Source organism: Mycobacterium sp. MS1601 (assembly GCF_001984215.1).
In the GTDB taxonomy this organism is placed as follows: domain Bacteria; phylum Actinomycetota; class Actinomycetes; order Mycobacteriales; family Mycobacteriaceae; genus Mycobacterium.
This window is the reverse complement of record NZ_CP019420.1, coordinates 1424125-1450262: the sequence shown is the minus strand read 5'-3', so window position 1 is coordinate 1450262 and position 26138 is coordinate 1424125. Positions and strand designations below refer to the sequence as shown.

At 66.1% G+C, this 26138-nt stretch carries 29 protein-coding genes, 1 tRNA gene and 1 pseudogene; 15 read left to right on the top strand and 16 right to left on the bottom strand.

Features of this window, described 5'->3' with window-relative positions; all coding sequences use genetic code 11:
- Nucleotide 1: 1 nt before the first annotated feature.
- From BVC93_RS07045 to BVC93_RS07005, 9 genes are read left to right on the top strand one after another with little or no spacing between them, the layout of a single operon-like run.
- On the top strand, nucleotides 2-523 hold the full coding sequence (locus BVC93_RS07045; RefSeq protein ID WP_083736538.1) for an MSMEG_0572/Sll0783 family nitrogen starvation response protein: 522 nt from the start codon (nucleotides 2-4) through the stop codon (nucleotides 521-523).
- A 7-nt stretch (nucleotides 524-530) separates the two neighbouring features.
- Nucleotides 531-1421 (top strand): carbon-nitrogen hydrolase family protein, encoded by an 891-nt coding sequence (locus tag BVC93_RS07040; protein WP_083736537.1) that lies wholly within the window; start codon nucleotides 531-533, stop codon nucleotides 1419-1421.
- Nucleotides 1414-1710, top strand: coding sequence for an MSMEG_0570 family nitrogen starvation response protein (locus BVC93_RS07035; protein WP_083736536.1), 297 nt, complete (start codon nucleotides 1414-1416; stop codon nucleotides 1708-1710). Before BVC93_RS07040 ends, BVC93_RS07035 begins: the two co-directional genes overlap by 8 nt.
- Nucleotides 1707-2981, top strand: a complete 1275-nt coding sequence (locus BVC93_RS07030) for an MSMEG_0569 family flavin-dependent oxidoreductase (RefSeq protein WP_083736535.1) — start codon at nucleotides 1707-1709, stop codon at nucleotides 2979-2981. The genes BVC93_RS07035 and BVC93_RS07030 overlap by 4 nt, the downstream gene beginning before the upstream one ends.
- A 4-nt stretch (nucleotides 2982-2985) precedes the next feature.
- Nucleotides 2986-4422, top strand: coding sequence for an AMP-binding protein (locus BVC93_RS07025; protein ID WP_083736534.1), 1437 nt, complete (start codon nucleotides 2986-2988; stop codon nucleotides 4420-4422).
- 11 nt (nucleotides 4423-4433) lie between these two features.
- Nucleotides 4434-5489 carry an MSMEG_0568 family radical SAM protein gene (locus tag BVC93_RS07020; protein WP_083736533.1) on the top strand — a complete coding sequence of 352 codons (1056 nt, stop codon included), beginning with the start codon at nucleotides 4434-4436 and terminating at the stop codon, nucleotides 5487-5489.
- Entirely contained in the window at nucleotides 5489-6919 is a 1431-nt protein-coding gene (locus BVC93_RS07015) for an MSMEG_0567/sll0787 family protein (RefSeq protein ID WP_083736532.1), read from the top strand. Before BVC93_RS07020 ends, BVC93_RS07015 begins: the two co-directional genes overlap by 1 nt.
- A 10-nt stretch (nucleotides 6920-6929) precedes the next feature.
- Entirely contained in the window at nucleotides 6930-7766 is an 837-nt protein-coding gene (locus tag BVC93_RS07010; RefSeq protein ID WP_083736531.1) for a carbon-nitrogen hydrolase family protein, read from the top strand.
- Between the two features lie 2 nt (nucleotides 7767-7768).
- Nucleotides 7769-8845, top strand: a complete 1077-nt coding sequence (locus BVC93_RS07005) for an MSMEG_0565 family glycosyltransferase (RefSeq protein WP_083736530.1) — start codon at nucleotides 7769-7771, stop codon at nucleotides 8843-8845.
- Between the two features lie 20 nt (nucleotides 8846-8865).
- Here the strand turns inward: BVC93_RS07005 and BVC93_RS07000 are convergent, their stop codons facing one another.
- Nucleotides 8866-9189, bottom strand: coding sequence for a MerR family transcriptional regulator (locus tag BVC93_RS07000; protein ID WP_083736529.1), 324 nt, complete (start codon nucleotides 9187-9189; stop codon nucleotides 8866-8868).
- 755 nt (nucleotides 9190-9944) lie between these two features.
- Between BVC93_RS07000 and BVC93_RS06990 the strand changes: the two genes are divergently transcribed.
- The 3 genes from BVC93_RS06990 (at nucleotide 9945) to BVC93_RS06985 (ending at nucleotide 12465) form a co-directional block, all read left to right on the top strand.
- The gene (locus BVC93_RS06990; RefSeq protein WP_083736527.1) at nucleotides 9945-10427 is read left to right on the top strand and encodes a hypothetical protein; all 483 of its coding nucleotides are present in this window, start codon (nucleotides 9945-9947) and stop codon (nucleotides 10425-10427) included.
- Nucleotides 10428-11066: 639 nt separating this feature from the next.
- Entirely contained in the window at nucleotides 11067-11429 is a 363-nt protein-coding gene (locus BVC93_RS32980) for a hypothetical protein (protein ID WP_157516809.1), read from the top strand.
- 184 nt (nucleotides 11430-11613) lie between these two features.
- Complete coding sequence (locus BVC93_RS06985; protein ID WP_157516808.1) at nucleotides 11614-12465, top strand: hypothetical protein; 852 nt, start codon at nucleotides 11614-11616, stop codon at nucleotides 12463-12465.
- Nucleotides 12466-12760: 295 nt separating this feature from the next.
- Here BVC93_RS06985 and BVC93_RS06980 read toward each other — a convergent pair.
- Nucleotides 12761-12833: transfer RNA gene (locus BVC93_RS06980), tRNA-Arg, on the bottom strand.
- A 66-nt stretch (nucleotides 12834-12899) separates the two neighbouring features.
- Between BVC93_RS06980 and BVC93_RS06975 the strand changes: the two genes are divergently transcribed.
- Nucleotides 12900-13094 carry a CsbD family protein gene (locus BVC93_RS06975; protein WP_083736525.1) on the top strand — a complete coding sequence of 65 codons (195 nt, stop codon included), beginning with the start codon at nucleotides 12900-12902 and terminating at the stop codon, nucleotides 13092-13094.
- Here BVC93_RS06975 and BVC93_RS06970 read toward each other — a convergent pair.
- A complete protein-coding gene (locus BVC93_RS06970; protein ID WP_083736524.1) occupies nucleotides 13091-13906 on the bottom strand; it encodes a TIGR03621 family F420-dependent LLM class oxidoreductase in 816 nt (271 codons plus the stop codon). The genes BVC93_RS06975 and BVC93_RS06970 overlap by 4 nt on opposite strands.
- A gap of 52 nt (nucleotides 13907-13958) precedes the next feature.
- On the opposite strand from BVC93_RS06970, the gene BVC93_RS06965 reads away from it, so the two are divergent.
- Entirely contained in the window at nucleotides 13959-15020 is a 1062-nt protein-coding gene (locus tag BVC93_RS06965; protein WP_083736523.1) for a glutamate--cysteine ligase, read from the top strand.
- Here the strand turns inward: BVC93_RS06965 and BVC93_RS06960 are convergent.
- The 13 genes and pseudogenes from BVC93_RS06960 to BVC93_RS06900 all read right to left on the bottom strand — a co-directional run bounded on the left by BVC93_RS06960 (nucleotide 15013) and on the right by BVC93_RS06900 (nucleotide 24923).
- Nucleotides 15013-15714, bottom strand: a complete 702-nt coding sequence (locus BVC93_RS06960; protein WP_083736522.1) for an anti-sigma factor — start codon at nucleotides 15712-15714, stop codon at nucleotides 15013-15015. The genes BVC93_RS06965 and BVC93_RS06960 overlap by 8 nt on opposite strands.
- Nucleotides 15711-16292: a sigma-70 family RNA polymerase sigma factor gene (locus BVC93_RS06955; protein ID WP_083736521.1), complete on the bottom strand. Its 582-nt coding sequence runs from the start codon at nucleotides 16290-16292 to the stop codon at nucleotides 15711-15713. The genes BVC93_RS06960 and BVC93_RS06955 overlap by 4 nt, the downstream gene beginning before the upstream one ends.
- Complete coding sequence (locus BVC93_RS06950; protein WP_083736520.1) at nucleotides 16289-17074, bottom strand: DUF1295 domain-containing protein; 786 nt, start codon at nucleotides 17072-17074, stop codon at nucleotides 16289-16291. Before BVC93_RS06950 ends, BVC93_RS06955 begins: the two co-directional genes overlap by 4 nt.
- Complete coding sequence (locus tag BVC93_RS06945; protein ID WP_083736519.1) at nucleotides 17071-18357, bottom strand: class I SAM-dependent methyltransferase; 1287 nt, start codon at nucleotides 18355-18357, stop codon at nucleotides 17071-17073. The genes BVC93_RS06950 and BVC93_RS06945 overlap by 4 nt, the downstream gene beginning before the upstream one ends.
- Nucleotides 18354-19120, bottom strand: a pseudogene (locus BVC93_RS06940) (DUF1365 domain-containing protein). The gene BVC93_RS06945 and the pseudogene BVC93_RS06940 overlap by 4 nt, the downstream one beginning before the upstream one ends.
- On the bottom strand, nucleotides 19117-20418 hold the full coding sequence (locus tag BVC93_RS06935; protein WP_083736518.1) for an NAD(P)/FAD-dependent oxidoreductase: 1302 nt from the start codon (nucleotides 20416-20418) through the stop codon (nucleotides 19117-19119). Before BVC93_RS06935 ends, BVC93_RS06940 begins: the two are co-directional and overlap by 4 nt.
- 59 nt (nucleotides 20419-20477) lie before the next feature.
- Nucleotides 20478-20753, bottom strand: coding sequence for an ANTAR domain-containing protein (locus BVC93_RS06930; protein ID WP_083740870.1), 276 nt, complete (start codon nucleotides 20751-20753; stop codon nucleotides 20478-20480).
- Nucleotides 20754-20878: 125 nt separating this feature from the next.
- On the bottom strand, nucleotides 20879-21883 hold the full coding sequence (locus BVC93_RS06925; protein WP_236950415.1) for a poly-gamma-glutamate hydrolase family protein: 1005 nt from the start codon (nucleotides 21881-21883) through the stop codon (nucleotides 20879-20881).
- Between the two features lie 54 nt (nucleotides 21884-21937).
- The gene (locus tag BVC93_RS06920; RefSeq protein WP_083736516.1) at nucleotides 21938-23164 is read right to left on the bottom strand and encodes an Nramp family divalent metal transporter; all 1227 of its coding nucleotides are present in this window, start codon (nucleotides 23162-23164) and stop codon (nucleotides 21938-21940) included.
- A 60-nt stretch (nucleotides 23165-23224) separates the two neighbouring features.
- Entirely contained in the window at nucleotides 23225-23467 is a 243-nt protein-coding gene (locus BVC93_RS06915) for a hypothetical protein (protein WP_083736515.1), read from the bottom strand.
- Nucleotides 23468-23524: 57 nt separating this feature from the next.
- Entirely contained in the window at nucleotides 23525-23785 is a 261-nt protein-coding gene (locus BVC93_RS06910; protein WP_083736514.1) for a hypothetical protein, read from the bottom strand.
- A gap of 11 nt (nucleotides 23786-23796) precedes the next feature.
- A complete protein-coding gene (locus BVC93_RS06905; protein WP_083736513.1) occupies nucleotides 23797-24039 on the bottom strand; it encodes a hypothetical protein in 243 nt (80 codons plus the stop codon).
- Nucleotides 24040-24131: 92 nt separating this feature from the next.
- Nucleotides 24132-24923 (bottom strand): SDR family oxidoreductase, encoded by a 792-nt coding sequence (locus BVC93_RS06900; protein WP_083736512.1) that lies wholly within the window; start codon nucleotides 24921-24923, stop codon nucleotides 24132-24134.
- A 165-nt stretch (nucleotides 24924-25088) separates the two neighbouring features.
- On the opposite strand from BVC93_RS06900, the gene BVC93_RS06895 reads away from it, so the two are divergent.
- The gene (locus BVC93_RS06895; RefSeq protein WP_083736511.1) at nucleotides 25089-26135 is read left to right on the top strand and encodes a type III polyketide synthase; all 1047 of its coding nucleotides are present in this window, start codon (nucleotides 25089-25091) and stop codon (nucleotides 26133-26135) included.
- Nucleotides 26136-26138: the final 3 nt, after the last annotated feature.

Below are 26138 nucleotides of genomic sequence, written 5' to 3'. Positions count from 1 at the left end.
CATGGCATTTGACGCATCCATCGCCGAGAACATCGCCACCTCGCTCGCCGAGATCCCGCACCCGTCGCTGCCCAAGGGCAGCAACATCTACGGCGGCACCAAGATCTTCCCGGACTACCAGGCCGAAGAGGGCGAGAGCTACTTCACCCTGGTGCACGGCATCGCCCACGAGTCGTCGGTCAGCTTCGTCGCCGTCCTGCAGGCAACTCGCGCCCTGCGCAAGGGATTTGAGTCCGCCATCTACTTCTACGGCCCCGGCGCCATCAACTGCCTGGCCACCCGAGGATTCCCCACCACCGGTGACTCGGGTTTCCCCGGCGAGCAGAACATCAACGACGCGCTGGCCACCTTCATCTCCGAGGGCGGCACGGTGTTCGCCTGCCGCTTCGGGCTTGCGTTGCACGGCGGCCGCGAAGAGGACCTGATCGAGGGCGTCATCCCGGCGCATCCGCTGGACGTCCAGGACGCCCTCATCTACTACGCCCGCAAGGGCGCCATCATCAACTCCACTTACATGGTGTGAGTTCACGATGACCACTCTCGCAGCGGTTTCCGCGAACTTCACCAGAGACCTGGACCAGAACTACGCCCTGATCGCGTCGCTGGCCGACGAGGCGCGCGAACGCGGTGTCGACTTCCTGGCGCTGCCGGAGGCGGCTATCGGCGGATACCTGTCGTCATTGGGTAACCACGGCGACACGGTCAAGACCACCACCCGATCACTGCCGCCGGCCATCCGGATCGACGGGCCCGAGATCAAACGGGTGCAGCACCTGGCCGGTGACCTGGTGGTCGCCATCGGATTCTGCGAACTGGCCGATGATGGCGAAACACGCTACAACGCAGCAGCATTGCTCGACGGCGGCAACATCTACGGTGTCTACCGCAAGGTGCACCAGCCGCTGGGGGAGAGCATGTCGTACTCGGCGGGCAGCCGCTACGACGTCTATGACACCCCGGCGGGCCGGATCGGCCTGCAGATCTGCTACGACAAGGCGTTCCCCGAGGCTGCCCGCATGATGGCACTCGACGGCGCTCAGATCATCGCCAGCCTGTCGGCGTGGCCGGCGGCGCGCACCGCCACCGCGGAGAACCTGCAGGACGATCGCTGGACCTACCGGTTCAACCAGTTCGACATCGCTCGGGCCCTCGACAACCAGGTGTTCTGGGTGGCCGCCAACCAGAGCGGCACCTTCGGGTCGCTGCGTTACGTCGGGAACTCCAAAGTGGTGGACCCGGGTGGCAACATCCTGGCCACCACCCTGCTGGGAAGCGGTATGGCGGTTGCCGAAGTGGACGTCGACGAGACCTTCCGCACCATGCGGGCAGGCATGTTCCATTTGCGTGACCGCAGGCCGGACGTCTACGGCCCGCTGACCGACGCCGACGCCATGAAGTGGGCGGAGTTGGCGCATGCCTGAGATGACGTTCGACATCCGCTGGCCCGACGGCTCCACTCAATCGTGCTATTCGCCGAGCCTGGTGATGCACGACTTCCTGACCACCGGGCAGCGGTACACCGTCGGCGATCTGGTGGATCGTGCCAGCAGCGCACTGCAGCAGGCCAGTGACCGGGTGCGCGCGAAGTACGGCTTCGCCTGCACCTCGGCCGCAGCCACCACCGAAGAAATCACCCTCTCCGCCAGCCGATTTGCCGCCGACGAAGAGATCACGATCATTGCCATGCAACCCGAACTGGAGAGATCATGACAGGCACACACGTGCCGGTGGCGATCATCGGCGGCGGACAGGCCGGGTTGTCGGTCAGTTGGTATCTGAGCCGCGCCCGCATCGAGCACGTGGTGCTCGAGGCACACACCCCGGTGCACGCGTGGACCGATAGTCGCTGGGACAACTTCACCCTGGTGACCCCGAACTGGCACTGCAAGTTGCCCGGCTACACCTACGCCGGACCGGACCCCGACGGGTTCATGACCCGCGACGAAGTGGTGGCCTGGCTGGAGGGCTGGCTGCAGACCTTCGATGCGCCGCTGCGCACTCACACCCGCGTCACCAAGCTGGCGCAGCGCCCTGAGGGTGGGTTTGCCCTCACGCTCGAAACCCCATCGGGGATCGAGAGTCTCACGTGCGAGAACGCCGTGGTCGCCACCGGCGGCTACCCGCTTCCCGTCACGCCGGCCTTCGCAGGATCCCTGGACACCGGCGTCACGCAGATCCACTCCGAGCAGTACCGAAACCCCGAGCAACTGCCCGACGGCGCGGTCCTGGTGGTGGGCACCGGCCAGTCCGGGGCGCAGATCGCCGAAGACCTGCACCTGGCCGGTCGTCAGGTGCACCTGGCGGTGGGCAACGCACCGCGGGTGGCCCGCTTCTACCGTGGCCGCGACTGCATGACCTGGTTGTCCGATATGGGACTGTATGACCGTGCGGCACAGCAGTATCCGGGTGGAAAAGCGGCCATCGAGAAGACCAACCACTACGTCACCGGTCGCGACGGCGGCCGCGACGTGGATCTGCGGCAGTTTGCGGCCGAGGGCATGAAGCTCTACGGTGCGCTTGCCGACGGCAAGGACAGCACGCTGCAGTTCGAGCCGACGCTGCGCAGCGCGCTGGATTATGCCGATTCGGTGTACAACTCGATCTGCTCGGACATCGACACCTATATCGAGCGTGAAGGTATCGAGGCTCCTGAGGCCACCCGCTACGAGCCGGTGTGGGAACCCGAAACCGAAGCCACCACTTTGGATCTCGATGCCGAAGGAGTCACCAGCATCGTCTGGGCCATCGGATACCGGCCGGACTACCGGTGGATCGAGGCCAGCGCGTTCGACGGAGGTGGCCGGCCCATGCAGACCCGCGGTGTCACCGCGGTGCCGGGCCTGAGCTTCATCGGACTGCCGTGGATGCACACCTGGGGATCGGGCCGTTTCCTGGGCATCGACCGCGACGCGTCCCACATCGCAGCCACCATCATCAGCGGCTACCACGAGTCGGTGTTGCGGCTCGCTGTCGGAAGCTGACCCCATGGCGTCCGGTGATCGCCAGTCCTTCGCCCGCGTTCTCGCGGCGCGGGCGAAGGAGCAGCCCACGGATATCGTGCTGGTCGACGACCACCACGGAATCACCTGCAGCGCTGCTGAGCTGGACGCCGAGAGCAACCGGCGTGCCCGTGCCTACCGGGCTGCCGGAGTGCAGCACAACAGCATCGTGTCGGTGGTCTTGAGCAACACCGTGGACTTCGTGGTGGCATGCGCGGCGATCTGGAAGCTCGGGGCCACGCCCAACCCCGTGTCGCCCGAGCTGCCGCCGGACACCCGCTCCCACCTCGAAGCGTTGGCCCGGCCGGCACTGGTGATCGGCAGGCCCGCGATGAGCGCGGCAATTCCGTGGCTACCTGCCTCGGCAGGCGCCGCGGAGTCCGCAGCGCCACTGCCCGATGCCTGGGCCGACAGCTGGAAGGCCACCACCACCTCCGGCAGCACCGGCACGGCGAAGATCGTCCAGGCCGCCGCCCCGGCATTGGTGAACCCGCACCAGCAGGTGGCGCCATTCCTGCCGCTTCGGGCGGTTCAGTTGGTGACCGCACCACTGTGGCACTCCGCGCAGTTCACCTACGCCATGCGCGGTCTGCTGACCGGCCACCGGCTGGTGCTCACCGACCGCTTCGACGAGCGCTGGTTCGCCGACCTGGTGGACACTCACCGCGTCACCTGGACCATGCTGGCACCCAGCACTATCCGTCGGGTGTTGCGCGGTGCCCGGCACAGTGACCTGCCGTCGCTGCGGACGCTGCTGCACCTCGGTGCCCCGTGTGCGCCGGTGGACAAGCGGGCACTGCTGGATTGGTTGGGGCCCCACCGGGTGGTCGAGGTCTACGCCGGCAGTGAATCCAACGGCCTGACCATGATCAGCGGCGCCGACTGGCTCCGTAAGCCCGGCAGCGTCGGCACCCCCATCGGAGGCACCGTCGTGCGCATCCGGCGCGACGACGGAACAGATGCCGCCACCGGCGAGATCGGGCAGGTCTGGATGCGCCGCGGGGAGCAGCCCGCGTACACCTATCTCGGCGGCGTCTCACGACGAACACCGCAGGGCTGGGACACCCTGGGTGATCTCGGTTTCCTCGATGACGAGGGCTACCTGTTCCTGATGGACCGTGCCGCAGATGTCTTCCACCACAAAGGGAATCCGGTGTATCCCGCCCGCATCGAGCATGCACTGCACACCCATGCCAGCGTGCGTGACGCGGTCGTGTACGGCTCCGAGGACGGACAGGTGTGCGCCGTGGTGGACATCGCCGACGCTGACATCGACCCCGCCACCCTGTTGTCGGCGGTGCGGTCTCAGCTCGCCGCCCACGAAGTACCGACCCATATCGCACTGACCCGCAATCCGCTACGTAACTCCGCAGGCAAGGTCCGCCGCAGTGCCTTCCGCGCACCGATTCCATCCATCGTGTGAGAGGTCCGCAGATGTCTGTATCCACCCGAGTAGATCTGGCACTGTTGGGTTTCCGCGGTGCCCCGCCGGTCACCCGCACAGCAGGCGCCGGCCCCAGCGTCGACGGCCACCTGGTGATCGATGGTCTCAGCGCCGCGATTCCGCGAAACCCGGACAGTCCCTTCGTCTTCGACAGCACCCGGGTGATCCTCGACGGCGAGGACACCGGTCTGGACGTCGAAGTGGTGCACCGGCCCCGCTTCTACGACCTGACCACCGCCGACGGCGTTGCCTACGAAAAGCTGGCCCGGTTGCACGGTCGCGATGTCCTGGCCACCACCGTGGTGCAGACCTGCATCCGCTACGCCGAAGACCAGCGCTGTCGTTTCTGCACCATCGAGGAATCGCTGCGCTCCGGCGCCACCACCGCCGTCAAACGACCAGCCGAACTGGCCGAGGTGGCCGCCGCCGCGGTCCGGTTGGACGGCGTGACCCAGATGGTGATGACCACCGGCACCTCCGCCGGCAGCGACCGCGGAGCCCGCCACCTGGCCCGCTGCGTCCGAGCGGTCAAGGCTGCCGTCCCGTCGCTGCCCATCCAGGTGCAGTGCGAACCCCCGGCCGACCTGTCCGTGCTGACCGACCTGCGCGAGGCCGGCGCCGACGCCATCGGCATTCACATCGAATCCCTCGACGAAAAGGTACGCAAGCGCTGGATGCCCGGCAAAGCCACGGTCACCGTGGAGCGTTACCGCCAGGCATGGCAGGAGGCCGTTCGGGTGTTCGGCCGCAACCGGGTATCCACCTACCTGCTCGTCGGCCTCGGCGAGGATCCCGAGGAATTGATCGCCGGCGCAGCCGAACTCATCACCATGGGCGTCTACCCGTTTGTCGTCCCGTTCCGTCCCCAAGCCGGCTCACTGGCCGTCGACGTCGACGGTGCCCGCGCACCGGAGGCCGGTGTGGTCGAGAAAGTCAGCCGTGAGGTGGCGCTGCTGTTGCAGTCGGCGGGAATGACTGGTGCCGACCAGCGGGCCGGCTGCGCCGCGTGCGGAGCCTGCAGCGTTCTGCAGAATCTGGGGGCCTGATGATCCCGTTCACCGCCAGCACTCATGCACCCGTCGGGCTGTCCATCCTGTGCGGAACCCCGCGCACCGAGGCGCCGTTTCTGATCAATCCCGTCTCAAACGCCGCAGAGCTGGCCGCCTACCGGCGGCTGCGGCGCGAGGAGTTCGTCGCCGAACAAGGGTTGTTCGCCGGTACCGACCGCGACGACCTCGACGACGACCCGCGCACCGTGGTGCTGGTGGCCACCACTGCCGATGGGAACATCCTCGGCGGCGTGCGACTGGCCCCGGCCCACCATTGTGGGATGGCCACCGACATCGGCTGGTGGACCGGCAGCCGTCTGGTGGTCGACCGGGCTGTGCGCGCCAGCGGTGTCGGGCCCGCGCTGGTGCGAGCCGCCTGCGCCTACGTCGAGACGGCGGGCGTGCTGCGCTTCGAGGCGACCGTGCAGCAGCGCTATGCGCGACTGTTCGCTCACCTGGGCTGGAACCTCCTTGGTACCCGTCTGGTGGCCGGGCAGGAGCATGCGTGGGTGCGCTGGCCGATGGACCCCATCCAACGGGCCGCCACCGCAACGAAGTCCTTCCTCGGCGGCAGTCTGGCACCGCTGCGGACCGTTCCCGGGGGCTTGGGGCCGGCCGGGTTCGTCGGTGACGACGGAGTGCCGGTACCGGGTAGTGACCTCATCGCGGCGTGCGACGCGATCGTGCCGTCGATGGTGGAGCGCGATCCCGAATGGGCCGGCTGGTGCGCGGTGCTGGTCAACGTCAACGACCTGACCGCCATGGGAGCCACCCCGGTGGGTCTGCTCGACGCCGTCGGAGCCCCCACGCGACAGATCCTGGATCGGGTGATCGCCGGCGTCGCACGGGCCGCGGCGGCCTGGCAGGTGCCGGTTCTGGGCGGGCACACCCAACTCGGTGTGCCCGCGGCGCTGTCGGTGACCGCGCTGGGCCGAACGGGTGCGCCCGTGCGGGCCGGTGGTGGATCCGTCGGTGACCCGGTGCGGTTGACTACCGACATCACCGGCCGGTGGCGATCGGGATATCATGGCAGGCAGTGGGATTCGACCAGCTCGCGCGGTAGTACGGAGTTGGTCGCGATGACGTCGCTGGTGGCGGATGCGGCGCCCAAGGCGGCCAAGGATGTCAGCATGGCCGGCATTGCGGGCACCCTCGGGATGATGGCCGAGGCCTGTGGCACCGGTGCGCAGATCGACGTCGCCGCTGTGCCGCGGCCCACGCAGGCGTCGGTGGGGGACTGGCTGACCTGCTTCCCCGGCTACGGGATGCTGACCGCCGGCCAGCAGTCGACTGTCGAGTTGCCCGCCGGCGTGGTGAGTGCCGAATGTGGTGTGCTGACAGCCGAACCCGGCGTGCGACTGCGCTGGCCCGACGGGGTGGTGACGAGTGTGCTGGCGCCTGCGGTGACCGGCCTCGGATCGTCGTAGAGTACTCCCGATGGCAATGGTGACCCTCGCTGCGGTAGCAGCGCACTTCGGGCGCGACCTGCCCCGCTGTGTCGAGAAAGCCGTAGGCATCGTCGGGACCGCACGGCAGGAGGGCGTCGACCTGTTGGTGTTCCCCGATGCCTGCCTGGGTGGGTACATCGGGGACTTCCGCGCCCCCGATCCAGAGGACCCGCCGCCCGCGCTGGATCCCGACGGCCCCGAGATCGCCGCCGTGATTGCCGCCGCGGGGCCCATGACGGTGTGCCTGGGCTACGCCGAAGCCGCACCCGGTGGTGGTCGGTACAACGCTGCCATCTGCGTGACGGGCGACGGTGTGCTGGGCACATACCGCAAGGTGCATCAGCCTGCCGGTGAATCGCTGACGTACCTGGCCGGTGACGCGTTCTCGGCGTTCGACACCCCGGTCGGCCGGCTCGGCATGCTGATCGACTACGACAAGACCTTCCCCGAAGCTGCCCGTGCGCTGGCCACCGCCGACGCGCACATCATCGCCGCACTGTCGGCGTGGCCGGCCAGCATCACCGATCGTGCCTCGCGTCTACCCGCCGACAGGCAATCCCGGCTGTTCGATCTGTACGACTGCGCCCGGGCTGCCGAGAACCAGGTGGTGCTGGTGTCGTCGAATCAGACTGGGGTGATGGGCAATCTGCGGTTCCTCGGACAGGCGAAGGTGGTGGGGCCCGGCGGTGACATCCTGGCGACCACGCGCGCCAAGGGTGGGCTGGCCAAGGTCGAGATCGACGTCGAGGCCGAGATCGCCCGGGCCCGCAAGGTGCTCAACCATCTGGCTGAGCTTCGTCCAGCCACGTATCGGAGCAGGCTGTGAGGATGCGCGTCGCGCTGCTGACGTACTCGACGAAACCCCGTGGTGGCGTGGTGCATACGCTGAACCTGGCTGAGGCGCTGGCTGCCTGCGGTGTCGACGTGACAGTGTGGTCGCTGGCTCGCGCCGGCGACCGCGGCTTCTTCCGCGACGTCGACCCAGCGGTGACGGTGAAGTTGGTCGAGTTCGTGGACCTGCCCGGTGACACCGTGACCGATCGGATAGTGCGCTCCATTTCGACGATGCGAGAAGCGTTCTCCGTTGCAGAGTATGACATCGTGCATGCACAGGACTGCATCAGCGCCAACGCCGTCGGCCGGTGCATACGCACCATCCATCACCTGGATCAGTTCACCACGCCGGTGTTGGCCGAGTGTCACGAGCGTGCCATCGTCGAGCCGTACGCGCGGATCTGCGTGTCCGAGGCAGTGGCCGCCGAAGTGCGGGCGGGCTGGGGTTTATCACCCACGGTGATCCCCAATGGTGTTCAGGCGAAGCGCTTCATCGCTGCTTCATCGGATACTTCGGCGTTGGATCACTGGCGTTCTCGGCTGGGTCGCTATGTGCTGGCGGTGGGGGGCATCGAACCCCGCAAGGGCACTGTCGATCTGGTGGAGGCCATGGCGTTGTTGCAGCAGCGCGACCCCGCTTTGTCGCTGGTGATCGCCGGTGGAGAGACGCTGTTCGACTACCGAGACTACCGCGCCACGTTCGAAAGGCGCTGCGTGGAGCTGGGCGTCAGGCCGGTGATACTCGGTGCTGTCGAAGATACCGAACTGCCGAGTCTGGTGGCTGCCTGCGAGGTCTTCGCCTTCCCCTCGACCAAGGAAGGCTTCGGCCTGGCCGCCATGGAAGCCCTGGCCGCCGGGCGTCCGCTGGTGGCACGGGATCTGCCCGTGCTGCGTGAAGTATTCGGCGATACAGTGGCTTTCGCCTCGTCGGCGGCTGACTTCGCCGCAGCGTTGCAGGCGACCGTGGATTACCCGCCCGACCCTGGCCCTGGGCGCGCGCTGGCGGAGAGCATGACCTGGGACGCTGCTGCCGCCGCACATGTCGAGTTCTACCGTCAGTGTGGAGGCTGACGTTCCTGGTCGACGGGGATTCACGGGCGCGATGACTTGTGTTGGCCCACGATCTGTTGCCGGGCACCCCGAAGGACTGTGTTCTCGTCTTCGAGATCGAGGATTCGGCCGATGCCGGCGATGTTGACCCCAGCAGCAACCAGGTTGGTGATGCGCGCAATGCGGTCCAGATCGTCGGCACTGTATCGGCGGGTTCCACCGGGACTGCGGCGCGGGTTGAGCAACCCTCGCCGTTCCCACAGGCGGATGGACTGGACCGGTGCTCCGGACAATTCGGCCGCAACGGAGATCGCGTAGACCGGCTGATGCGGCGCTGGTCTGTTGTCGTGTGCGGGGTCAGTCATGGGGAGCGAGCTCCTCAACGTCGTCATCAAAAAAAGTGTCTCGAGCACTTGCGGTCACATCCTATTCGAGCTATATAAAAACTATGTCATTTGGCACAGATTTGAGGAGGCCGAGTGACCTGGAAAGGAGTGTTGGAGGGAGACGGCAATGTTGGTGCGTAGCGACCCATCTCAGGAACTGGACCGCTTCAACCAGCAGGTTTCGGGGACAGCGGCCCGTCCGGCGGTAATGCCCATGGACGCCTGGCGCGTGGGCGACAATGCGTTGCTGGAGCTCGGTATCCAGTGTGTGCCGGCAGACGGAGGACGTTCCGGCGAGTCTGTCCTGGAATCGCCGCTCCGGCCCGAAGTGATCGGGTTGTTCGCCGAAGTCGACGCCATCCTGTGCGCTGCAGCGGAAAGGATGGTTCCGCGCCTTCCTCCGCCGGCACCGCCAGCCACAGAGTGCGCCACTCCCATGCCCCGGTGGGCTGGTCGGGCCCCGCACCCCGCAGAACGAGTCTGGCGTCGTCCGGCGTGCCGGGTGTGGGTAAACCAGCGCAGCCCTCCGCGAACAGCCAGCAGATAACCGACGAAAGGGGGTGAGGCATCACCGTAGGACAGTTCAGCCCGCCACCCGGGGCTTCGACGAGGCGTGATGGCACCGTTGTGACGGCCGTCCCAGACGCCAAAGCCTCACTGAGGCAGCATGTTCCCCGGGGCGGGCTGCTTCAACCGCCCCGACGATGCAGATGACGATCCACACAATAAAGACCATGAGCAGCGGAGAATTGCGAGACCTCAGCGGCACCGAGGAACACCACGCCGCCGCGCCCCAACCCGACCCGTTACGACGAGGTTCGGTGTTCGCGCGCAGCCGCAAGTTGATGCCACCGAGTCAACGACAGCTTCATCGAGCGAAATCCGACACCCTGCCGTCCGAACCCCTCTCGGCGCAGCGGCAGCAACGAGAACAAGCTCGCGGGGTGCCAAAACTGATTTCGTTGCAGATTGAAGGTGGATACCTGGCCGAACGCGTTGCCAAGCTGCAGCGTGACGGTTTGGAGGTGTACCTGAGCCTGATCGACTGGACCGATCGGGACGTGCGAGCCGCGCTGCTGATCGACACGGTGGTTCCACTGAGTGTCGACGACGGCTTCGGACCGGCCACTGTGTATTTCACGGCGGGCAGCACACCATCACGGCGTCGGATCGGCTCCGAAGATCTGGTCTGGATCCACTATGTCACTGCCGACTGACTGCGCCGGTCAGCGCAGTTCGGGAGTGCCCCAGCACGATTGCCTGCCAACAACGACGAGTGAACGTGGGGCAGATGTGGACGAGGACGCCGGCATCACCACGGTGTCCGGCGGTTCGGTATCTGTGTTGCGGCGCGAAAAGCATTGACGGCTAACGTATCCGGTAATCCTGGTGATGGCTGGGCTGCCGGTCGAGACGTCACCCGCGGTCGGTGTCGACAATCGGCGCTCGGTGGCCTCGGAGTTGAGGGACTTCGCGCAAGCACTGGCGGAAGGTACGAACGTTTCGACATGGCGGACGCCCAAACCAGCGTCTTCACCAACCGGTGAGTGCGGCGGTGTCGGCGACTGGCCGGACATCGATTCGAAGGTCATAGCGCGTTCATCGACTGCCTGACCACGATCTCGGCGGGCAGGTGACCGGTCCGGTGGGAGTGCTCGAAGACGTCGACCATCGCCGATCCTCGCAACCAACGACTCTTGCCGGTCCAGCCACACTGACATCGCCCTTGATTCCGAAGAAACCCGACCAGCAAATAGACCGAAGGTGCCGCCCCCATGGCTCACAGCATATGCACCGCAATCTGAAACTGGTGTGAGTTTTCGCCCAAATGGTGACCCGCGAGGCGGGAGGGGCGCGTGATCAGAGCATGGCTGCATACCCTGACGCGTACGGCACCGGTGACGCGGGTGCGCAACGACGGCTACCCGGCAGCGTTGCAACCAGTATGGGCCGCCCGTCCGGGACCACCCGGCCCGAATGGCTACGGATCCACGTCCTGGCGGGTGCCCGGCAGGAATCATCATTGGCAGGAAACTGACCGCGCCCTCGACACCCTGAAGCAGTTGATGTGCGCCAGATTCCGAAAGATTGATCGTAATAACGATGGGATATGCGAAGACTTCCGCACCGAACGACTAAAGCGCAGCGCGAGATACAGAAAAACCGACCAAACCAACGTCGCCGAATTAACCTTCCGGATAACGGTTTTCATCGGGTGACTGCCCTGTGCCCAGTCGGTGTCAGGGCGGCGACCCTTGTCAGTGAATGGGCCTACGCTGACGCGATACCTACCTCAAAACTGCAGGCCCACTGCAGAATCGCCCACTCATGTAGGGCGAAACACTTGGAAGGAAGGGCAAATCGGGTATGAGCCTGGGGATCAATCAGAGCAACCTGTGCCAGATGACGGCGACGAAACTGGCCACCACACTCGACGAGATCGCGGCAATGGGCTTCGAATCCGTACGATTCGCCGTCGACTGGGGCTACCTGAGCAACATCTTCGGCTCTACCAACTATGCCCCGGTGATTGCGGTGAAGAATGCGCTGGTTGCTCGCGATTTGATACCTATGCCCTGCTTGGGTATCCACTACCCGCTGAACCACAATGCCACGGCGTTCGGAAACTTCGTGGGCAAGTGCGTGGAAATCTTCGGCGATGTTCCGTACTACGAGGTGTGGAATGAGCCCAACCTCATTGCGTTCTACATCGGCACACCCGCCACCTATGTCACCTACCTCAAGGCCGCGGCTCCGCACATCAGAGCTGTCGGATCACAGGTGATCTCAGGTGGGATGGCCGCTTACCCGACCTTCCAGTCCCCGCTGGGCAAGAACTGGTCACCGGTGGACTGGCTCAACGGCATGTATGCCGGCGGCGAGAACGGCGACTACGATCTGCTGGGCTACCACCCTTACAGCATCAAGGACGACCAGAACGCCACGTTCGTGGATCCGCAGACCAATCCGTTCGGCATCGCACAGATCAACGCGCTCAAAGCAGTCCAGGCATCCCACAGCGACACACGGCCGATGGCGTTCACCGAGGTCGGCTACATTACGCCCGGCAAGGTTACCGAACAGGATGCGTCCAACTGGCTGACCTGGCAGCTGGCCAACCAGGACCCCAACTTTCCGGTCACGTGGTTCTTCTGCTACCAAGACACCGCAGGCGATGGAGGTGGTTACGGGATCACGACCACCACGGGAGCACACAAGGGTGTGTACTACGACACCGTGGCCGCCATGGTGTAGCACACTCCAAAGGTCAAATCAGCGGTGCGCTGAGCTGGTCTACTCCGCGGCCTTCTCCACGAACCGCCGTCCTGCCCCGGTGCTCCTGGCGTGTTCCGGATGCCTCCAGAGGCTGTTCACCGTAGGCGACCGCGAAATCGACCACCCAATGGCTACACCGCCAACAAGGCCTATTACGGCCCATCAGCCGCTCATGACCTCCCTGAGCGGAGTGTCAAGGATCAACCGAAGCACTGTCGCCCATCAACCGGAGGCGAAAAGTCAGGCATCACCCGACCCAAGACAAAACGCGACGTGCCCCCGGCATGATTCGAACATGCGACACCGGCTTTAGGAGAGCCGTGCTCTATCCCCTGAGCTACGGGGGCGACGGTGGCAGTGTACTTGGCGCAGGCGGTGGTTTCAGCCAGCGGAGGTCCGGTAACCCTGAGCCCATGAGCACAGCAGACAAGGCATGGATCAAGGTCGACAAGCTCACCGGCATCGCCAAGGAGAAGGTGGGCAAGGCCACCGGCAATCGGCGCATGCAGTTCGAGGGCAAGGCGGACCGCATGAATGCCGGTGTGCGTTCGGCTGGCGAGAAGCTCAAGGATACCGTCCGGGGGCGCCGTTCCCGCACCACCCGCTAGCGCAGCTCGGCGATGACCTTCGCAAACTGATCTGCCTGCCGGAACATCACCGTCAGGTAGCTGATCCCGTAACGATTCTGCAGGTGACGCACCTGGTCGGCCATATCTTTTGGCGTGCCGGACAGCACACCTGGCAACCGCAGCAGATCCGCGTCGGAGGACTGTGGCGCGTACCGCCGCATTAGTGTCAGATCAGGCTTGCCCGACGCATCACCAGGCGCAGCGGTGACCGTCAGATTCAACTCCACGTCGCGGTCACCCGCGGCGGCCCGCACGAAATCCACCCGCTCGGCCAGCGGATCATCAACACCCTTGCCGATGTCCGAGCCCGTGAGACCGACTATCTGCGCCTGCTGTGCAGCCAGCGTCAGCACCCGATCCCCGTTACCTGCGACCAGCAGCGGGATGGACGGATGGTGCTCCCGCAGATAGCTCACGGTGTGTTCGAGGTGCCGCACCCGCTGCCCGGCCGTCGGGTAGGGCAACTCGGCCGCCTCGAACTCCTCGCGCACGTACCCGGCTCCCAGACCGAGGTCCAGTCGTCCCTCGCTGATCACGTCCACATCGGCGGCATCGCGTGCCAACAGGGCAGGTTTGTAGAACCCGGCGTTGAGCACATTGGTACCCAGCCGGATCGTCGACGTCACCGCCGCCGCGGCGGCCAGTGCGGGAAACGGTGCGATGGCGCCCAAATGGTCCGGCACGATGAACACGTCGTACCCGAGATCTTCGAAGCGCCTTGCATTTTCCACCAGCGCCGCACCCGAATGAACGCGGTTGACGCCGACCCCGAATCGAAAGTTCCCGCTCATCGCGTCGGATGCTACGCGTTTGATTGCGCACACATCGGTGAATCCCGGCGCGATGACAGCTGATTTCGGCGATCCACCGACCATCGGCGTCGAGGAGGAGTTTCTGCTCGTCGACCCGGATACCGGCGCGCCCGTCGCACTGAACACCGAGGTGGCCCAGAACGCCGCTGAGCAGGGGGTGGATCTGCAGATGGAGCTGACCACCTGCCAGGTGGAGACCGCCACCGACGTTCTTCGCACACCAGGTGAGGTGCATGACGCGATCACCCGCCTGCGCCGCATCAGCGCAGCCGCCGCGGAGAAGGCGAATGCGCGGCTGCTGGCTGTGGCGCTGCCACCGACTGTTCCGCACGAATTCCCCATCACCGACAAACCCCGTTACCGGCGCATTGCCGCCGATTTCGGGATGATCGCCCACGAGCAGGGCATCTCGGGCTGCCACGTGCACGTCGCAGTGCCCGATCGAGACACCGCTGTTCGCGTCTGTACGCGACTACGGCCGTGGCTGCCCCTGCTGCTGGCACTGAGCGCCAACTCCGCCATCTATCGCAATGCCGACACCGGCTACGCGAGCTGGCGTCACATCTTGTGGAACCGGTGGCCCAGCGCCGGGCCACCGCCGCACCTGCATTCGGCTGCCGAGTTCGACACCGTGGTGGCTGAAATGCAGGACTCCGGAACCATTGTCGATGACGGGATGGTCTATTGGGACGCCCGACCGTCGGCCAAGTTCCCGACAGTGGAGATCCGGGCCGCCGACGTCTCGGCCACTGCCGCCGACGCCACCCTGCTGGCCGTGTTGATCCGCGCCGCGGTGATGACGGCGCTGCGCCTTCCCGACCTGGACCGGGTGACCTCGGATCACGTTCTGCGCGCTGCCTATTGGCGTTGCGCCCGAGACGGGACGCAGGGGAAGATGCCCGTATTGCTCACCGCGTTCGTCGACGAACTGCGTCCCGCATTGGAGGCGGCCGGTGACTACGACTACGCGAGTGCCGAACTGCAGCGTGTTCTGCGGGACGGCAATGGCGCCGCCCGGCAACGTCGAGCATGGCAGCGGCGCAACAGTATCGACGACGTCCTGGCCGAAGTGGCCGCGGCCACCGTCAGCTGAGCGGCAGACTCGCGAAGGGCTCGCTGGTGGGCTGGTCCGACCCGGTGCCCGGCTCGACGGTGAAGGCCAGCGCGGTCGATTCACCGATATCGGGAACCAGAGCCGTGGTGGACGGGGATACCGCGGCGGCGTCCATGGTGCCCGCGGAGGTTGCCTGCCCGTCGTGCAGCAGCCACATCTGGTACACCGTGCCCTCCGATGGGGGCGGCACGTTGTTCATCACCAGATACGCGGCGTCACGCTCGTGCGAGAACACCAGCGTGGCTTGACCGCCACCGGGCAGCTCGCCGGAGACGGTACGCACGTCGGGAGCCGCGAAGATCTGCTCGGTGGTCGACGGCTGCTGCGCGGGTCGCAAGGCCAGGCCGACCCCGAGGGCGCCGACGCCGATCACCACCGCCGCGGCCGCCGCCAAGACCACCTGGCGCCAGTTACGGCGGGGCAGCGTACGCACATTGTCGCCCAGGGCGGCCGACAGCACCGACGCGCGCAAGTGCTGTGGGGGTTCGATGGCCGTGGTCGCCGACAGTCGCGCCATCACCTCCCGGACGGCGCGGACCTCGTCGTAGAACGCCGATGCCTGACCGCTCTGCGCCACCTGCGTATCCACGGCGTCGCGCTCCTCGGCGCTGAGGGCATGCAGCGCGTAGGGCACCGCGAGGTCCATGACATCCGGCTCTGAGGGGTTTGTCATCGCAGCCCCAGGCAATTGCGCAGCCCACGGAGCGCATCACGCATGCGGGACTTGATGGTGGCCAGATTTGCGGACAGCCGCTCAGACACCTGAACGTAGGTGAGACCGTCGTAGTACGCCATGTGGATGCATTCGCGCTGCAGGTCGGTCAGGCCGTCGAGGCAGGCGACGACCTCTTGGCGCTCCTCGCGGGAGATCACGGCATCACTGACGTGGTCACCGGCGAGTTCGACGTTGGCGGCGCCATAGCGTGATTCACGCAACGTCGCCGCCTGCTCGGAACGCACCCGGTCCACCGCCCGGCGGTGCGCCAAGGTCATCAGCCAGGACAGCGCCGATCCGGCGGCGGGGTCGAAATTGTCGGCTGACCGCCACACCTGCAGGTACACGTCCTGGGTGGTCTCTTCGCTGTAGCCGGGGTCACGCAGCACCCGGGTGACCAGGCCGTACACCCTGGCGCGGGTGTGGTCATAGAACTGCGCGAACGCCTCGGCGTCCTGGCGCGCCACCCGGCGTAGCAGCACGTCGAGGTCCGTCACGAGCATGAGGATAACCGGCGGTGCGGCCAGAATCGTCATGTCACGCGCGCTTTCGGTGGACGAGGCACGAAGAACGAAACCCGCTCCTGGTACTCGCGGAAGCCCGGCCGACCCTCCATCTGCTTCTCGGTGAGCCGAGCCCCGGTGGCGAACACCAGGAAGTAGGTCATCAGGATCGGAGCAGGCATCGTCAACAGCGCGACCCATCCAGTGACGCTGCTCAGCCAGACGCCCCACCACACGCAGGCGTCGCCGAAGTAATTGGGGTGCCGGGTCCATGACCACAACCCGCGGTCCATGATGGCGCCCTTGTTGGCGGAATCTGCTTTGAATGCTTTCAGCTGGTAGTCGCCGACGGCCTCGAATGTCACACCCAATACCCAGACCAGCACACCGAAGACCAGCACCGGAATCAATGCGGGCGGCGTCGGTCCCGATACCGCTGACACCTGGACCGGTAGCGAGATGAACCAGCAGGCGAACGCCTGGACGGCGAAGATCTTGCGGATCACGGTGGCCGGGGACGGGTTTTCACCGAGGATGTTGCGATAGCGAGGGTCCTCGCCCTTGCCTCGGGTTTTGCCGTACATGTGCCACGCCAGCCGCAGTCCCCAGATCGACACCAGAGCCAGCATCACCAGTCGTCGTACCAGATCGCCGTTGCCCACCGCCGCGGCCGTCGCCGCCACCGCCACGAACCCCAGCCCCCACGTGATGTCGACGACGTTGTAGCGCCCCAGGCGCCTGCCGATGACGAATGTGGCTGTGAAGACCGCGATCACCGCGGTCAGTGAGGTGAGCGTGACGGTGGCGAAGTTCACCAACGACCTCCCGACGGGCTGAAGGTCCACTGGTAGACGTCGAGATAGCCGGAGCGGAAACCTGCCTCCGAGTACGCCAAATACAGCTCCCACATCCGCCGGAACACGTCGTCGAAGCCCAGTGCCGCCACCGCGGTGCGCCGCTGCACGAACCGCTCGCGCCACAGCCGCAGCGTCTCGGCGTAGTCCTCCTGCAGAGAGAACATGTCGACGGTGCGCAATCGGGTGTGCCGCTGGGTGATTCCCAAGATGGCCTCCGTCGACGGGAGCAGTCCGCCGGGGAAGATGTACTTCTGGATCCAGGTGTGGGTGTTGCGGCTGGCCAGCATCCGAGAATGCGGCATGGTGATGGCCTGGATGGCGACGCGCCCGCCGGGTGTCACCAGGTTGTCCAGCGTCTGGAAGTAGGTGGGCCAGAACTGATATCCGACGGCTTCGATCATCTCGATGGAAATCACTGCGTCGAACCGCCCCCCGGCCAGCAACGAGTCGTCGCGGTAGTCGCAGAGATCGATGTCCACCCGATCGCCGAAGCCGGCTTGGGCGACGCGGCGTCGGGCCAATTGCTGTTGTTCGGTCGACAGTGTCACCGAGCGCACCTGGGCGCCGCGAGCAGCCGCCCGCAGGCACAATTCACCCCAGCCGGTACCGATTTCGAGCAGTCGGGTACCGGGTCCGACATTCGCCCGGTCGAGCAGGCGGTCGATCTTGCGGTGCTGGGCGGCGGTCAGTTCGCCGAACGTTGCCGGCCGGTCGTCGAACCAGGCGCTGGAGTAGGTCAAAGACTCGTCGAGGAACTCGGCGAACAGCTCGTTGGACAGATCGTAGTGCTCAGAGACATTGCGGCGGGCATGGTCTCGGCTGTTGTGGTGTGTACGGGGCTGCCGCGCCAGCGCGATGGGACGCATGGCCTGCAGGCTCTTGGGTACCAGGTCGGCCACCGACGTGGCGAACGCGGTCAGGACGCCGGCCAGGTCATCGGAGGACCATTCGCCCGCCATGTAGGACTCGCCGAACCCGATGAGGCCGCTGTTGCCGACCCGGCGGGCGAGCCGGTCGGGATGGTGCAGAACCAGAGTGGGCAGCGTCGAGTCTGCGGCGCCCACCACAGTGCCGTCCGGGTAGGCCAGGCGCAGCGGCAACCGCTGGGCTGCGCGGCGCAGCAGGTTGTCGGCGACCTTGGCTGACAATGCGGCGACTGGTCCGGCGGGGATCCGTTCCAGGCCGGGCCAGCGGTCGGAATCGATTGTCGGATAGTGAGTTCCGGTGGCGTGGATGGTCACGATTGGTGAGCCCTCTCAGATACCGTGACGGTGTTGGCGGTGGCGGGACAACCTGCGTCGCGGGGCACCAATGGCACGCGACGCAACCACAGGATGATGCCCTGTGTGCGAATGGCCAGTGCCCCCATCAGGGGCGCCAGCGGGGCGGTGAACTGCAGTCGTGCCACCCGTCCGGTGGTGGCCTTGCGCCGGGTTCCGCGCAGAGTGGCGACGAACGCAGGTTGGTGTTCGCGGTGCAGCGAGATCGTCACGTCCACAGTGGAATCCGGGCGGGGTGCGCGCACCAGGTAGTGGCCGTCGACGTCGTTGAACGGAGAGACGTACAGTTTCTTGGCCACCGTGATGGGGCGGCCCTGGTCAGGGGGAGTAGGTAGGCGTGCCTGCCGCCGTAGGTGTTGTGCACTTCGGCGATGACGGCGCGCACCTCGCCGTCGGCGTCGTGGCACCAGAACAGGCTCAGCGGGTTGAAGACATACCCGAGCACCCGCGCCTGCATCAGCGCCGTGATTCGCCCGCCTGGCAGGTGGACGTCGTGGTTGGCGAGGAATGTCTCGACACGCCTGCGCAGGGTGTCCGGACCGTCCGGCGGCGCCTGGAAATGATCGGCCGCCTCGAACCGTGCGAACGCCCGCAGCGGTTTGGGTAACTGTGGTGGCTGGTCGATGTCGATGTACCAGCTGTAGCTCTTGTGCTCGAAGTAGTGGTGCACCGGTGCGCGGCGAAGGTGTGTGATGCGAGTGCGGTACAGCGCCGGCGTGCTCATGCCATCGCCTCCTCGGTGACCGCCGGAGCCGACCACTGTGCGCCCAGGTGCTGCGCGGCCCGCAGGCCGGCGGCGGCGCCGTCCTCGTGGAACCCCCAGCCGTGATAAGCGCCGGCGAACACGATGCGATCGTCGTCCAACGAGGGGAGGAGTTGTTGGGCAGCAACCGATTCCGGTGTGTACAGCGGATGCTGATAGGTCATCTCGGCCAACACCGCCGCCAGATCGACGTGCTGGTGCCCACCAAGGGTCACCAGGAAACGCCTGGGCCCTGACAGTCGCATGAGTCTGCTGATGTCGTAGGTGACCAGCACGGAGTCCTGCTCCGGCGTCAGCAGGTAGTTCCATGACGCGCGGGCACGGGTCCGGCGGGGCAGCACGGACTCGTCGGTGTGCAGTTGCGCGCGGTTGGTGGAGTACGGAATGGCGCCGAGTACCGAGCGCTCGGCCGCGGTGGGCTCAGCCAGCAGCGCCAGTGCCTGATCCGAATGTGTCGCCACCACCGCGGCGTCGAAGAAACGCGGCTCGTCGGCAGCCGCGGTGATCTCTACGCCGCCGGGGACGCGGCGCAGCGATACCACCCGCCGCGCCGTCAGGACTTCGTCGACTCGTCTCGCGATCGCCTGCACATAGGTGGCAGAACCGCCGACGACGGTCCGCCACGTCGGTGATCCGAACACCGTCAGCATGCCGTGGTGTTCGAGGAACGTGAACAGGTACCGCGCCGGGTAGTCCAGGGCGACGTCAGGCGCGCACGACCACACCGCGGCGACGAGGGGAGTCATGAAGTGCTCGGCGAAGTACGCGCTGAACCTGTGCGTGTGCAAGAAATCACCGACGGTCTCGCTGTCGCCGGTGTCGCTGCGCAACAGTTCGGTGGCTTTGCGGTGGAATCGCTTCACCTCCGCGAGCATGCGGAGATAGCGCGGCCGCGTCAGGTTGGACGGTGTGGGGAAGAGGCCGCCGAGCCCACGGGCGCCTGCGTATTCCAGCCCGCTGCCGTCGGCACGCACCGACATCGACATGTCGGTGTCGCGGGTGCGGATGCCGAGCTCGTCGAACAGACGGCACAGCGTCGGATAGGTGCGGTTGTTGTGCACCAGGAACGCCGAGTCGACGCCGATGGTGGCGCCGTTGCCGTCGTCGAGGAAGTGCGTGTGGGCGTGCCCGCCCAGCCGCGTGCCTGCTTCAAAGAGGGTCACCCGGTCGCGTGCGGAGAGCACATGGGCGGCGGTGAGGCCCGCCACCCCGCTTCCGATGACCGCGACCGATCGTCTGCTCGTCTCGTTGGCCTGCACATCCTGCTATTCGGAGCCACCGACGAGCCGGATGGGTAGGGGTGCCCGAGTGGGTGAAATCAGGCCGGCGCGGCGCCCTCGCCCCCGGCGACCAGCTGACCCCAGGTCTGTGCGGCGGCTTCGGCGGCCGGACCGGCGACGGCCGCGACGGAACCTTCGGCGAGTTGGACCAGGGCGCGCGCCAACGTCAGCGTGCCGAGCCCGAACTGCTTCGAGGTGCGGGCGATCTCGTTGAACGCGTCATCGGGGCTGCAACCTCGCAGCGCCACCAGGACACCCTTGGCGATATCCAGATACCGACTGTCGGCGGACGGGGTGTGTGAGTTCCGAGGCAACGCGCTGAGACCTTCCAATTGGGGTGAAGGGTCCACAATAGTTGGCAGACAACAATTTTGACGGGTATTTACCAACAACCCAGCAATGTCTCAACAAGAGGTGAACGACCGGCGACCCTGGGGTGTCATTCCCAGGTGCGGGCGGCGGCGGCCAGGCCGTGGATCAGCGCCGACGTGGCCGGGCTGAGTCCATCGTCTCCCGGCATCGCACTGCGTGGGCTGATACCCCGCACCCGTGGTGACAGTTCCAGCTGAACGCCACCGTCACCGGGCAGGTTCACAGGATTGTCGGCGTGCAGGCCGCGCAGTCCGCCCGGAATCTGGTCGAGTTCGGTGATCAGCTGGTAGCCGGGGACATCGACGTGGGCGCTGAGATGGGCAGCCAACCGACGGTTGGAGCCCCCGACGAGCAGATGTGTGCTGCGGCCGATGCGCCCATACCCGTGCACGGATATCACGGTGTCCACGTGGTCGAGGAACTCGCGCAACCGCTCGGACTCGGCGGGCCGGTACAGCGCTGATGCGAGGTGGTCGGGGTAGTGATCGGGATGGTGCACGCAGTACACCGAGGCGCCCGCGGCGTCGGCGGCGCGCTCGGCGATCACTTCGGTCATCCGCTCCAGGCCGCCACCGTGGATGGCCATGAACCCGAATCGTGAGCGCAGCGTGCTGGTTTCGTAGACGCCGGGCTGGGCCAGCAGCGCCGTCAGCGACTTCGGGGCGTGGGCCGTCGCGGGTCCGAGCTGACGAGGCCAGTGTGCGGGATCCCAGCGGCGCAGGAACTCCACCCAGCGTGCCGGCAGCCCGTGGTGAAGGGCCCCGTCGATGATGCGCTCCAGATACCCCGGCCGCGGCGCGCCGGGTTCCACCCGATGGTCGATGTAGACCCACGCCGAGGTGGGCCCGGCTGCTGTCTCGACCGTCATGCGGTCACGTCGGTAGCGCACCGGCACACCTTCGGCGCTGTCGAGGGTGGCGAGGTCATGGTCGGACACATCCCAGACCACACCGTGCACCCGCGAGCCGTTGAACGGTTCGACGGTGGCGACCCCGCGCTCGTTGATCAGCCAGTCGTGATCAGCGAGGGTGGCCTGACGTGGTGCGACGGCGTCGGGGCAGCGGCGCGCCATCTGCTGTACGCACAGGTTGGACCCGTACGCGAAGTAGAGATGGCGGACCGACACTCAGCCCGTCACCGTCAGATAGATCAGCACCACATTCAGCACACTAATCAACCCGGCGACAATCCACCCGAATGAGGTGGTGGCGCGGTGGTTGACGTCGGCGCCCATCAACTGTTTGTCGCTGGTCAACCGCACGAGTGGGATCAGGGCGAAGGGTATGCCGAAGGACAGCACCACCTGGGAGAGCACCAGCGCGCGGCTGGGATCGAAGCCGACGCCCAGGATCACCAGCGCCGGAATCAGGGTGACCAGCCGGCGCAGCAGCAGCGGAACGGAGACCTTGAGCAGGCCGTCCATGATCATCGCGCCGGCGTAGGCACCCACCGACGTCGACGCCAAACCCGAGGCCAGCAGGCCGATCGCGAAGAACAATGCGATTGTCGAGCCCAGGGTGTCCTGCACCGCAGCGTAAGCGCCTTCGATGGAATCGGTGTTCTCCCTGCCCTGCAGGTTGGTGGCCGCCACCAACAGCATCGACAGGTTCACCGCGCCGGCGACCAGCATGGCCAGGGTGACATCCCATTTGGTGATCTGCAGGAGCCGCTTTCGCGGTGCGCCTGCTTCGGGGTGGCCGTGGCGGTCGCGGGCCAGCCCGGAGTGCAGGTACACCGCGTGGGGCATGACCGTCGCGCCCAGCATCGCGGTGGCCAGTAGCACGCTCTCGGCGCCGTCGAACATGGGAACCAGACCTGGTGCAACCTGATCGATCGAGGGTGGCGCCACCGCCAGGCTGGTCACGAACCCGATCGTGATGATCAGCAGCAGCCCGGTGATGACGCGCTCGAACATCCGCTGTCCGCGCCGGTCCTGAACCAGCAGCAGCACCAGTGACACCGCGCCGGTGATGATCCCACCCAGTAGCAGCGGCAGGTCGAACAACAGGTACAGCGCTATGGCGCCGCCGACCACTTCGGCGAGATCGGTTGCCATGGCCACCAATTCGGCCTGCATCCAGTACACGATCCGGGTGCGCCTGCGCGTGTGGTCGGCCACGGCTTCGGGCAGCGACCGTCCGGTGACCAGGCCGAGTTTGGCCGACAGGTATTGCACCAATCCGGCCATGACGTTCGCCATCACGATCACCCAGACCAGCAGGAAGCCGTACTGAGCGCCGGCGCTGACATTCGCGGCCACGTTGCCGGGATCGACGTAGGCGATGGCGGCGACGAAGGCGGGCCCGAGCAGCACGAAACCGGACCGCAGGGGAGCGCTGGTGGTTTGGTTCAACTACCCGACTCTCTATCCGTTGAGGCGAATCAGAAAGTTAGGGTAGCCGAAAATTTGTGTTCAGCCGATCCCAATAGCGAAACCGGGGCCACCCCAGCCCCAGCCCCATCCCCAACCCCAGCCGTAGTTCATGGGTGGAGGTGTGGTGGCGATTTGGGTGCTGCCGCGGGTTTCGCACTGAGTGGTCTGCGGTGAGACGTCCACGCACCGTGGCAGGGCTGTTGCGGTGGGTGCAAACAAAACCGCCGCCGACAGCGCCAGGGCTGTCAGCGGCGGTGCGAAGAGTTGTGTTGTGGTGCTCATGGTCGCTCCGATCGATGGAGCGATTTTACGTCTGAAAATAGGCGCTGAACAGGGCGGCTACGGGAACTGGACGATGTAGTTCGGGTAGTCCCAGTAGCGGTAGGTGAAGCCCGGCCAGGTGGGCTGACCCATGGCCGGCGGACCGGTGACGATCTGCGTGCTGCCGCCGCTGGTGGTGCACAGCGTGGTCTGCGGGGTGCTCGGCTGTGCACCGACGGTGCCGCACTCCGGCCGCGCCGCTGCTGCGGGCGCGAACAACACCGCCGCCGACAGCGCGAGGGCTGCCAGCGGCGGTGCGCACACTGTTGTGACGTGCATGGTGCCGGGGTCTAGAGGACCCACATGCCTCCACCCCACGGCCACATGCCCCACTGTGTCTCGCCGAGCTGGCCGGGCGAGCTGGTGATCTGGGCGTTGCCCGGGCTCTGGCACACGGTGCTGGTACCCGAGACGATGTTGCCCGCCTGGGTGCAGTTGTTGGTGGGCTCAGCCGACGCCAGCGGCGCGGCCATGATGGCCCCGGCAGCACCAGCGGCTGCGAGCATTGCGGCGACGGTCAGACGAGACTTCATCCCTGGGGTCCTTAACCTCGAATCGATCATGGATACGGGCAGCCTACAGCTCTTTGCCAGTGAAGACCGGTATGTCGGGAATCGACAGCGGATCACAGATCGGGAATGGGCAGATCCAGATTGGGAAAGGTGAGCCCGCCGTCGACCTCGAGGGTTTTCCCGGTGAGGTAACTGGCTGCCGGTGAGGCGAGATAGACCGCAGCGGCGGCAATGTCGAGCGGATCGCCGAGGCGCCGCATCGGCGTGGCCTTCTCCATGGGAGTGCGCAGGGCGTCATTGGCGGCCACCACCTCGAGAGCGGAGGTCAGGATGGAGCCCGGGGCGATGGCGTTGACCCTCACACGAGGGGCCAGGTCGAGGGCGGCAAGTCGTGTGTAGTGTGCCAGCGCCGCCTTGGCGGTACCATACGCGGCAAACCCTCGCCCGGCGAGGCGGCCCATTGTCGACGTGATGTTGATGACACTGCCGCCTCCGCTGTGTTCCAACATCAGTGGCGTCGCAGCAGAAGTCAGCGCATGTGCCGTCATCACGTTGAACGTGAATGCATTTTTGAAGGCCTGTGTGGGGGTGTCCAGCAACGCACCCGGCATGGTTCCACCGACGTTGTTGACGACGATGTCGAGTTTGCCGAATCTGTCGGCAGCCACGTGTGCGAGGGAGGCGGCGGTTTCCGGATCGGCGAGGTCGCCCACCACCACATGGGCCTGTCGCCCGGTTTCCTGAACTGCGGCGGCAACGGCTTCGAGTTCGGATTTGGTGCGTGAGGCAATCACCACATCGGCGCCTGCCTGCGCGAACGCCAACGCGATGGCGGCGCCGAGGCCACGTCCCGCTCCCGTGACTACGGCCACCTGGTCATCCAAGCGGAATCTGTCGAGGATCATCGCGGCCGACGCTAACAACATCAACGCCGGTTGCGCAGGACATTGCCGAAGGTTTCTAGAACTTGTTCTATTTTTGCATCCTGGCGATCTGCGGCCGGAATTGAACCAGGTGAGGGGCTAGAACGTAGCCCCCTATATGAGACCCGCTCCCAATAATCTGAGCCGATGACCAACGCCTTAGCCCCCGCAATTGCGGCCGCGGCAGTGGAATTCCCGCCGAACCGGCACGCCCAAAAGGACGTGATAGGAGCGCTGGCCGACTTCGCCGGGCCGGAATTCCATCGGTTCGCGGCCGCCGCCGGTGTCGATCACCGGAACCTTGCACTGCCACTGGATAGGTACCCCACGCTCACCGGTTTCTCGGAAGCCAACGCCGCCTACCTCGAGGTGGCGCTCGAACTCGGTGAGCGGGCCCTGCTCTCTGCGCTCGACAAGGCCGGGCTGCAGCCGTCGGACGTCGACGTGGTGTTCTCCACGACGGTGACTGGCCTGGCGGTTCCGACGGTGGAAGCGCGGCTGGCCGGCCGCATCGGGCTGCGCCCCGACGTCAAGCGGGTTCCGCTGTTCGGCCTCGGCTGCGTGGCCGGGGCCGCCGGTGTGGCTCGCATGCATGATTACCTGCGCGCTTACCCCGATCAGGTGGCGGTGCTGCTGGCCGTCGAACTCTGTTCGTTGACCGTGCAGCGCGACGACATGTCGGTGGCAAACCTGGTGGCCTCCAGCCTGTTCGGAGACGGAGCCGCCGCGGTGGTGGCCACGGGCGCCAATCGCACCCGCAAGGGTCCGCAGGTGCTGGCCAGCCGCAGCAGGCTCTACCCCGACACGGAGAACGTGATGGGCTGGGACATCGGTTCGCAGGGCTTCAAGATCGTGCTGTCGGCCGACGTGCCGGATGTCGCGGAGAAGTACCTGGGCGAGGACGTCACGCTGTTCCTGGCTGAATTCGGTTTGAAGACCACGGACATCACCACCTGGGTGTCGCACCCGGGCGGGCCGAAGGTCATCGACGCCATCCAGAACGTCCTCGATTTGCCTGCTGACGCACTGGACCACACTCGCAACTCGTTGCGCGACAACGGAAACCTGTCGTCGGCGTCGGTGCTGGACGTGCTGCGGCTCAACCTCGCCGATCCGCCCGCCGAAGGTAGCTACGGCATGATGATCGCGATGGGTCCGGGGTTCTGCTCCGAACTCGTGCTGCTGCGTTGGTGACGG

Bases quoted from the DNA above. Each gene is read 5' to 3' on its own strand.
- BVC93_RS07010 (WP_083736531.1), top strand. From the start codon at position 6,930: ATGGCAATGGTGACCCTCGCTGCGGTAGCAGCGCACTTCGGGCGCGAC.
- BVC93_RS06960 (WP_083736522.1), bottom strand. From the start codon at position 15,714: ATGACAAACCCCTCAGAGCCGGATGTCATGGACCTCGCGGTGCCCTAC.
- BVC93_RS06990 (WP_083736527.1), top strand. From the start codon at position 9,945: ATGAGCAGCGGAGAATTGCGAGACCTCAGCGGCACCGAGGAACACCAC.
- BVC93_RS07035 (WP_083736536.1), top strand. From the start codon at position 1,414: ATGCCTGAGATGACGTTCGACATCCGCTGGCCCGACGGCTCCACTCAA.
- BVC93_RS07020 (WP_083736533.1), top strand. From the start codon at position 4,434: ATGTCTGTATCCACCCGAGTAGATCTGGCACTGTTGGGTTTCCGCGGT.
- BVC93_RS06975 (WP_083736525.1), top strand. From the start codon at position 12,900: ATGAGCACAGCAGACAAGGCATGGATCAAGGTCGACAAGCTCACCGGC.
- BVC93_RS06905 (WP_083736513.1), bottom strand. From the start codon at position 24,039: ATGAAGTCTCGTCTGACCGTCGCCGCAATGCTCGCAGCCGCTGGTGCT.
- BVC93_RS06900 (WP_083736512.1), bottom strand. From the start codon at position 24,923: ATGATCCTCGACAGATTCCGCTTGGATGACCAGGTGGCCGTAGTCACG.
- BVC93_RS06895 (WP_083736511.1), top strand. From the start codon at position 25,089: ATGACCAACGCCTTAGCCCCCGCAATTGCGGCCGCGGCAGTGGAATTC.
- BVC93_RS07030 (WP_083736535.1), top strand. From the start codon at position 1,707: ATGACAGGCACACACGTGCCGGTGGCGATCATCGGCGGCGGACAGGCC.
- BVC93_RS06955 (WP_083736521.1), bottom strand. From the start codon at position 16,292: ATGACGATTCTGGCCGCACCGCCGGTTATCCTCATGCTCGTGACGGAC.
- BVC93_RS07015 (WP_083736532.1), top strand. From the start codon at position 5,489: ATGATCCCGTTCACCGCCAGCACTCATGCACCCGTCGGGCTGTCCATC.
- BVC93_RS06965 (WP_083736523.1), top strand. From the start codon at position 13,959: ATGACAGCTGATTTCGGCGATCCACCGACCATCGGCGTCGAGGAGGAG.
- BVC93_RS07000 (WP_083736529.1), bottom strand. From the start codon at position 9,189: ATGACTGACCCCGCACACGACAACAGACCAGCGCCGCATCAGCCGGTC.
- BVC93_RS07005 (WP_083736530.1), top strand. From the start codon at position 7,769: ATGCGCGTCGCGCTGCTGACGTACTCGACGAAACCCCGTGGTGGCGTG.
- BVC93_RS06910 (WP_083736514.1), bottom strand. From the start codon at position 23,785: ATGCACGTCACAACAGTGTGCGCACCGCCGCTGGCAGCCCTCGCGCTG.
- BVC93_RS06970 (WP_083736524.1), bottom strand. From the start codon at position 13,906: ATGAGCGGGAACTTTCGATTCGGGGTCGGCGTCAACCGCGTTCATTCG.
- BVC93_RS06925 (WP_236950415.1), bottom strand. From the start codon at position 21,883: ATGGCGCGCCGCTGCCCCGACGCCGTCGCACCACGTCAGGCCACCCTC.
- BVC93_RS06985 (WP_157516808.1), top strand. From the start codon at position 11,614: ATGACGGCGACGAAACTGGCCACCACACTCGACGAGATCGCGGCAATG.
- BVC93_RS07025 (WP_083736534.1), top strand. From the start codon at position 2,986: ATGGCGTCCGGTGATCGCCAGTCCTTCGCCCGCGTTCTCGCGGCGCGG.
- BVC93_RS06915 (WP_083736515.1), bottom strand. From the start codon at position 23,467: ATGAGCACCACAACACAACTCTTCGCACCGCCGCTGACAGCCCTGGCG.
- BVC93_RS07045 (WP_083736538.1), top strand. From the start codon at position 2: ATGGCATTTGACGCATCCATCGCCGAGAACATCGCCACCTCGCTCGCC.
- BVC93_RS07040 (WP_083736537.1), top strand. From the start codon at position 531: ATGACCACTCTCGCAGCGGTTTCCGCGAACTTCACCAGAGACCTGGAC.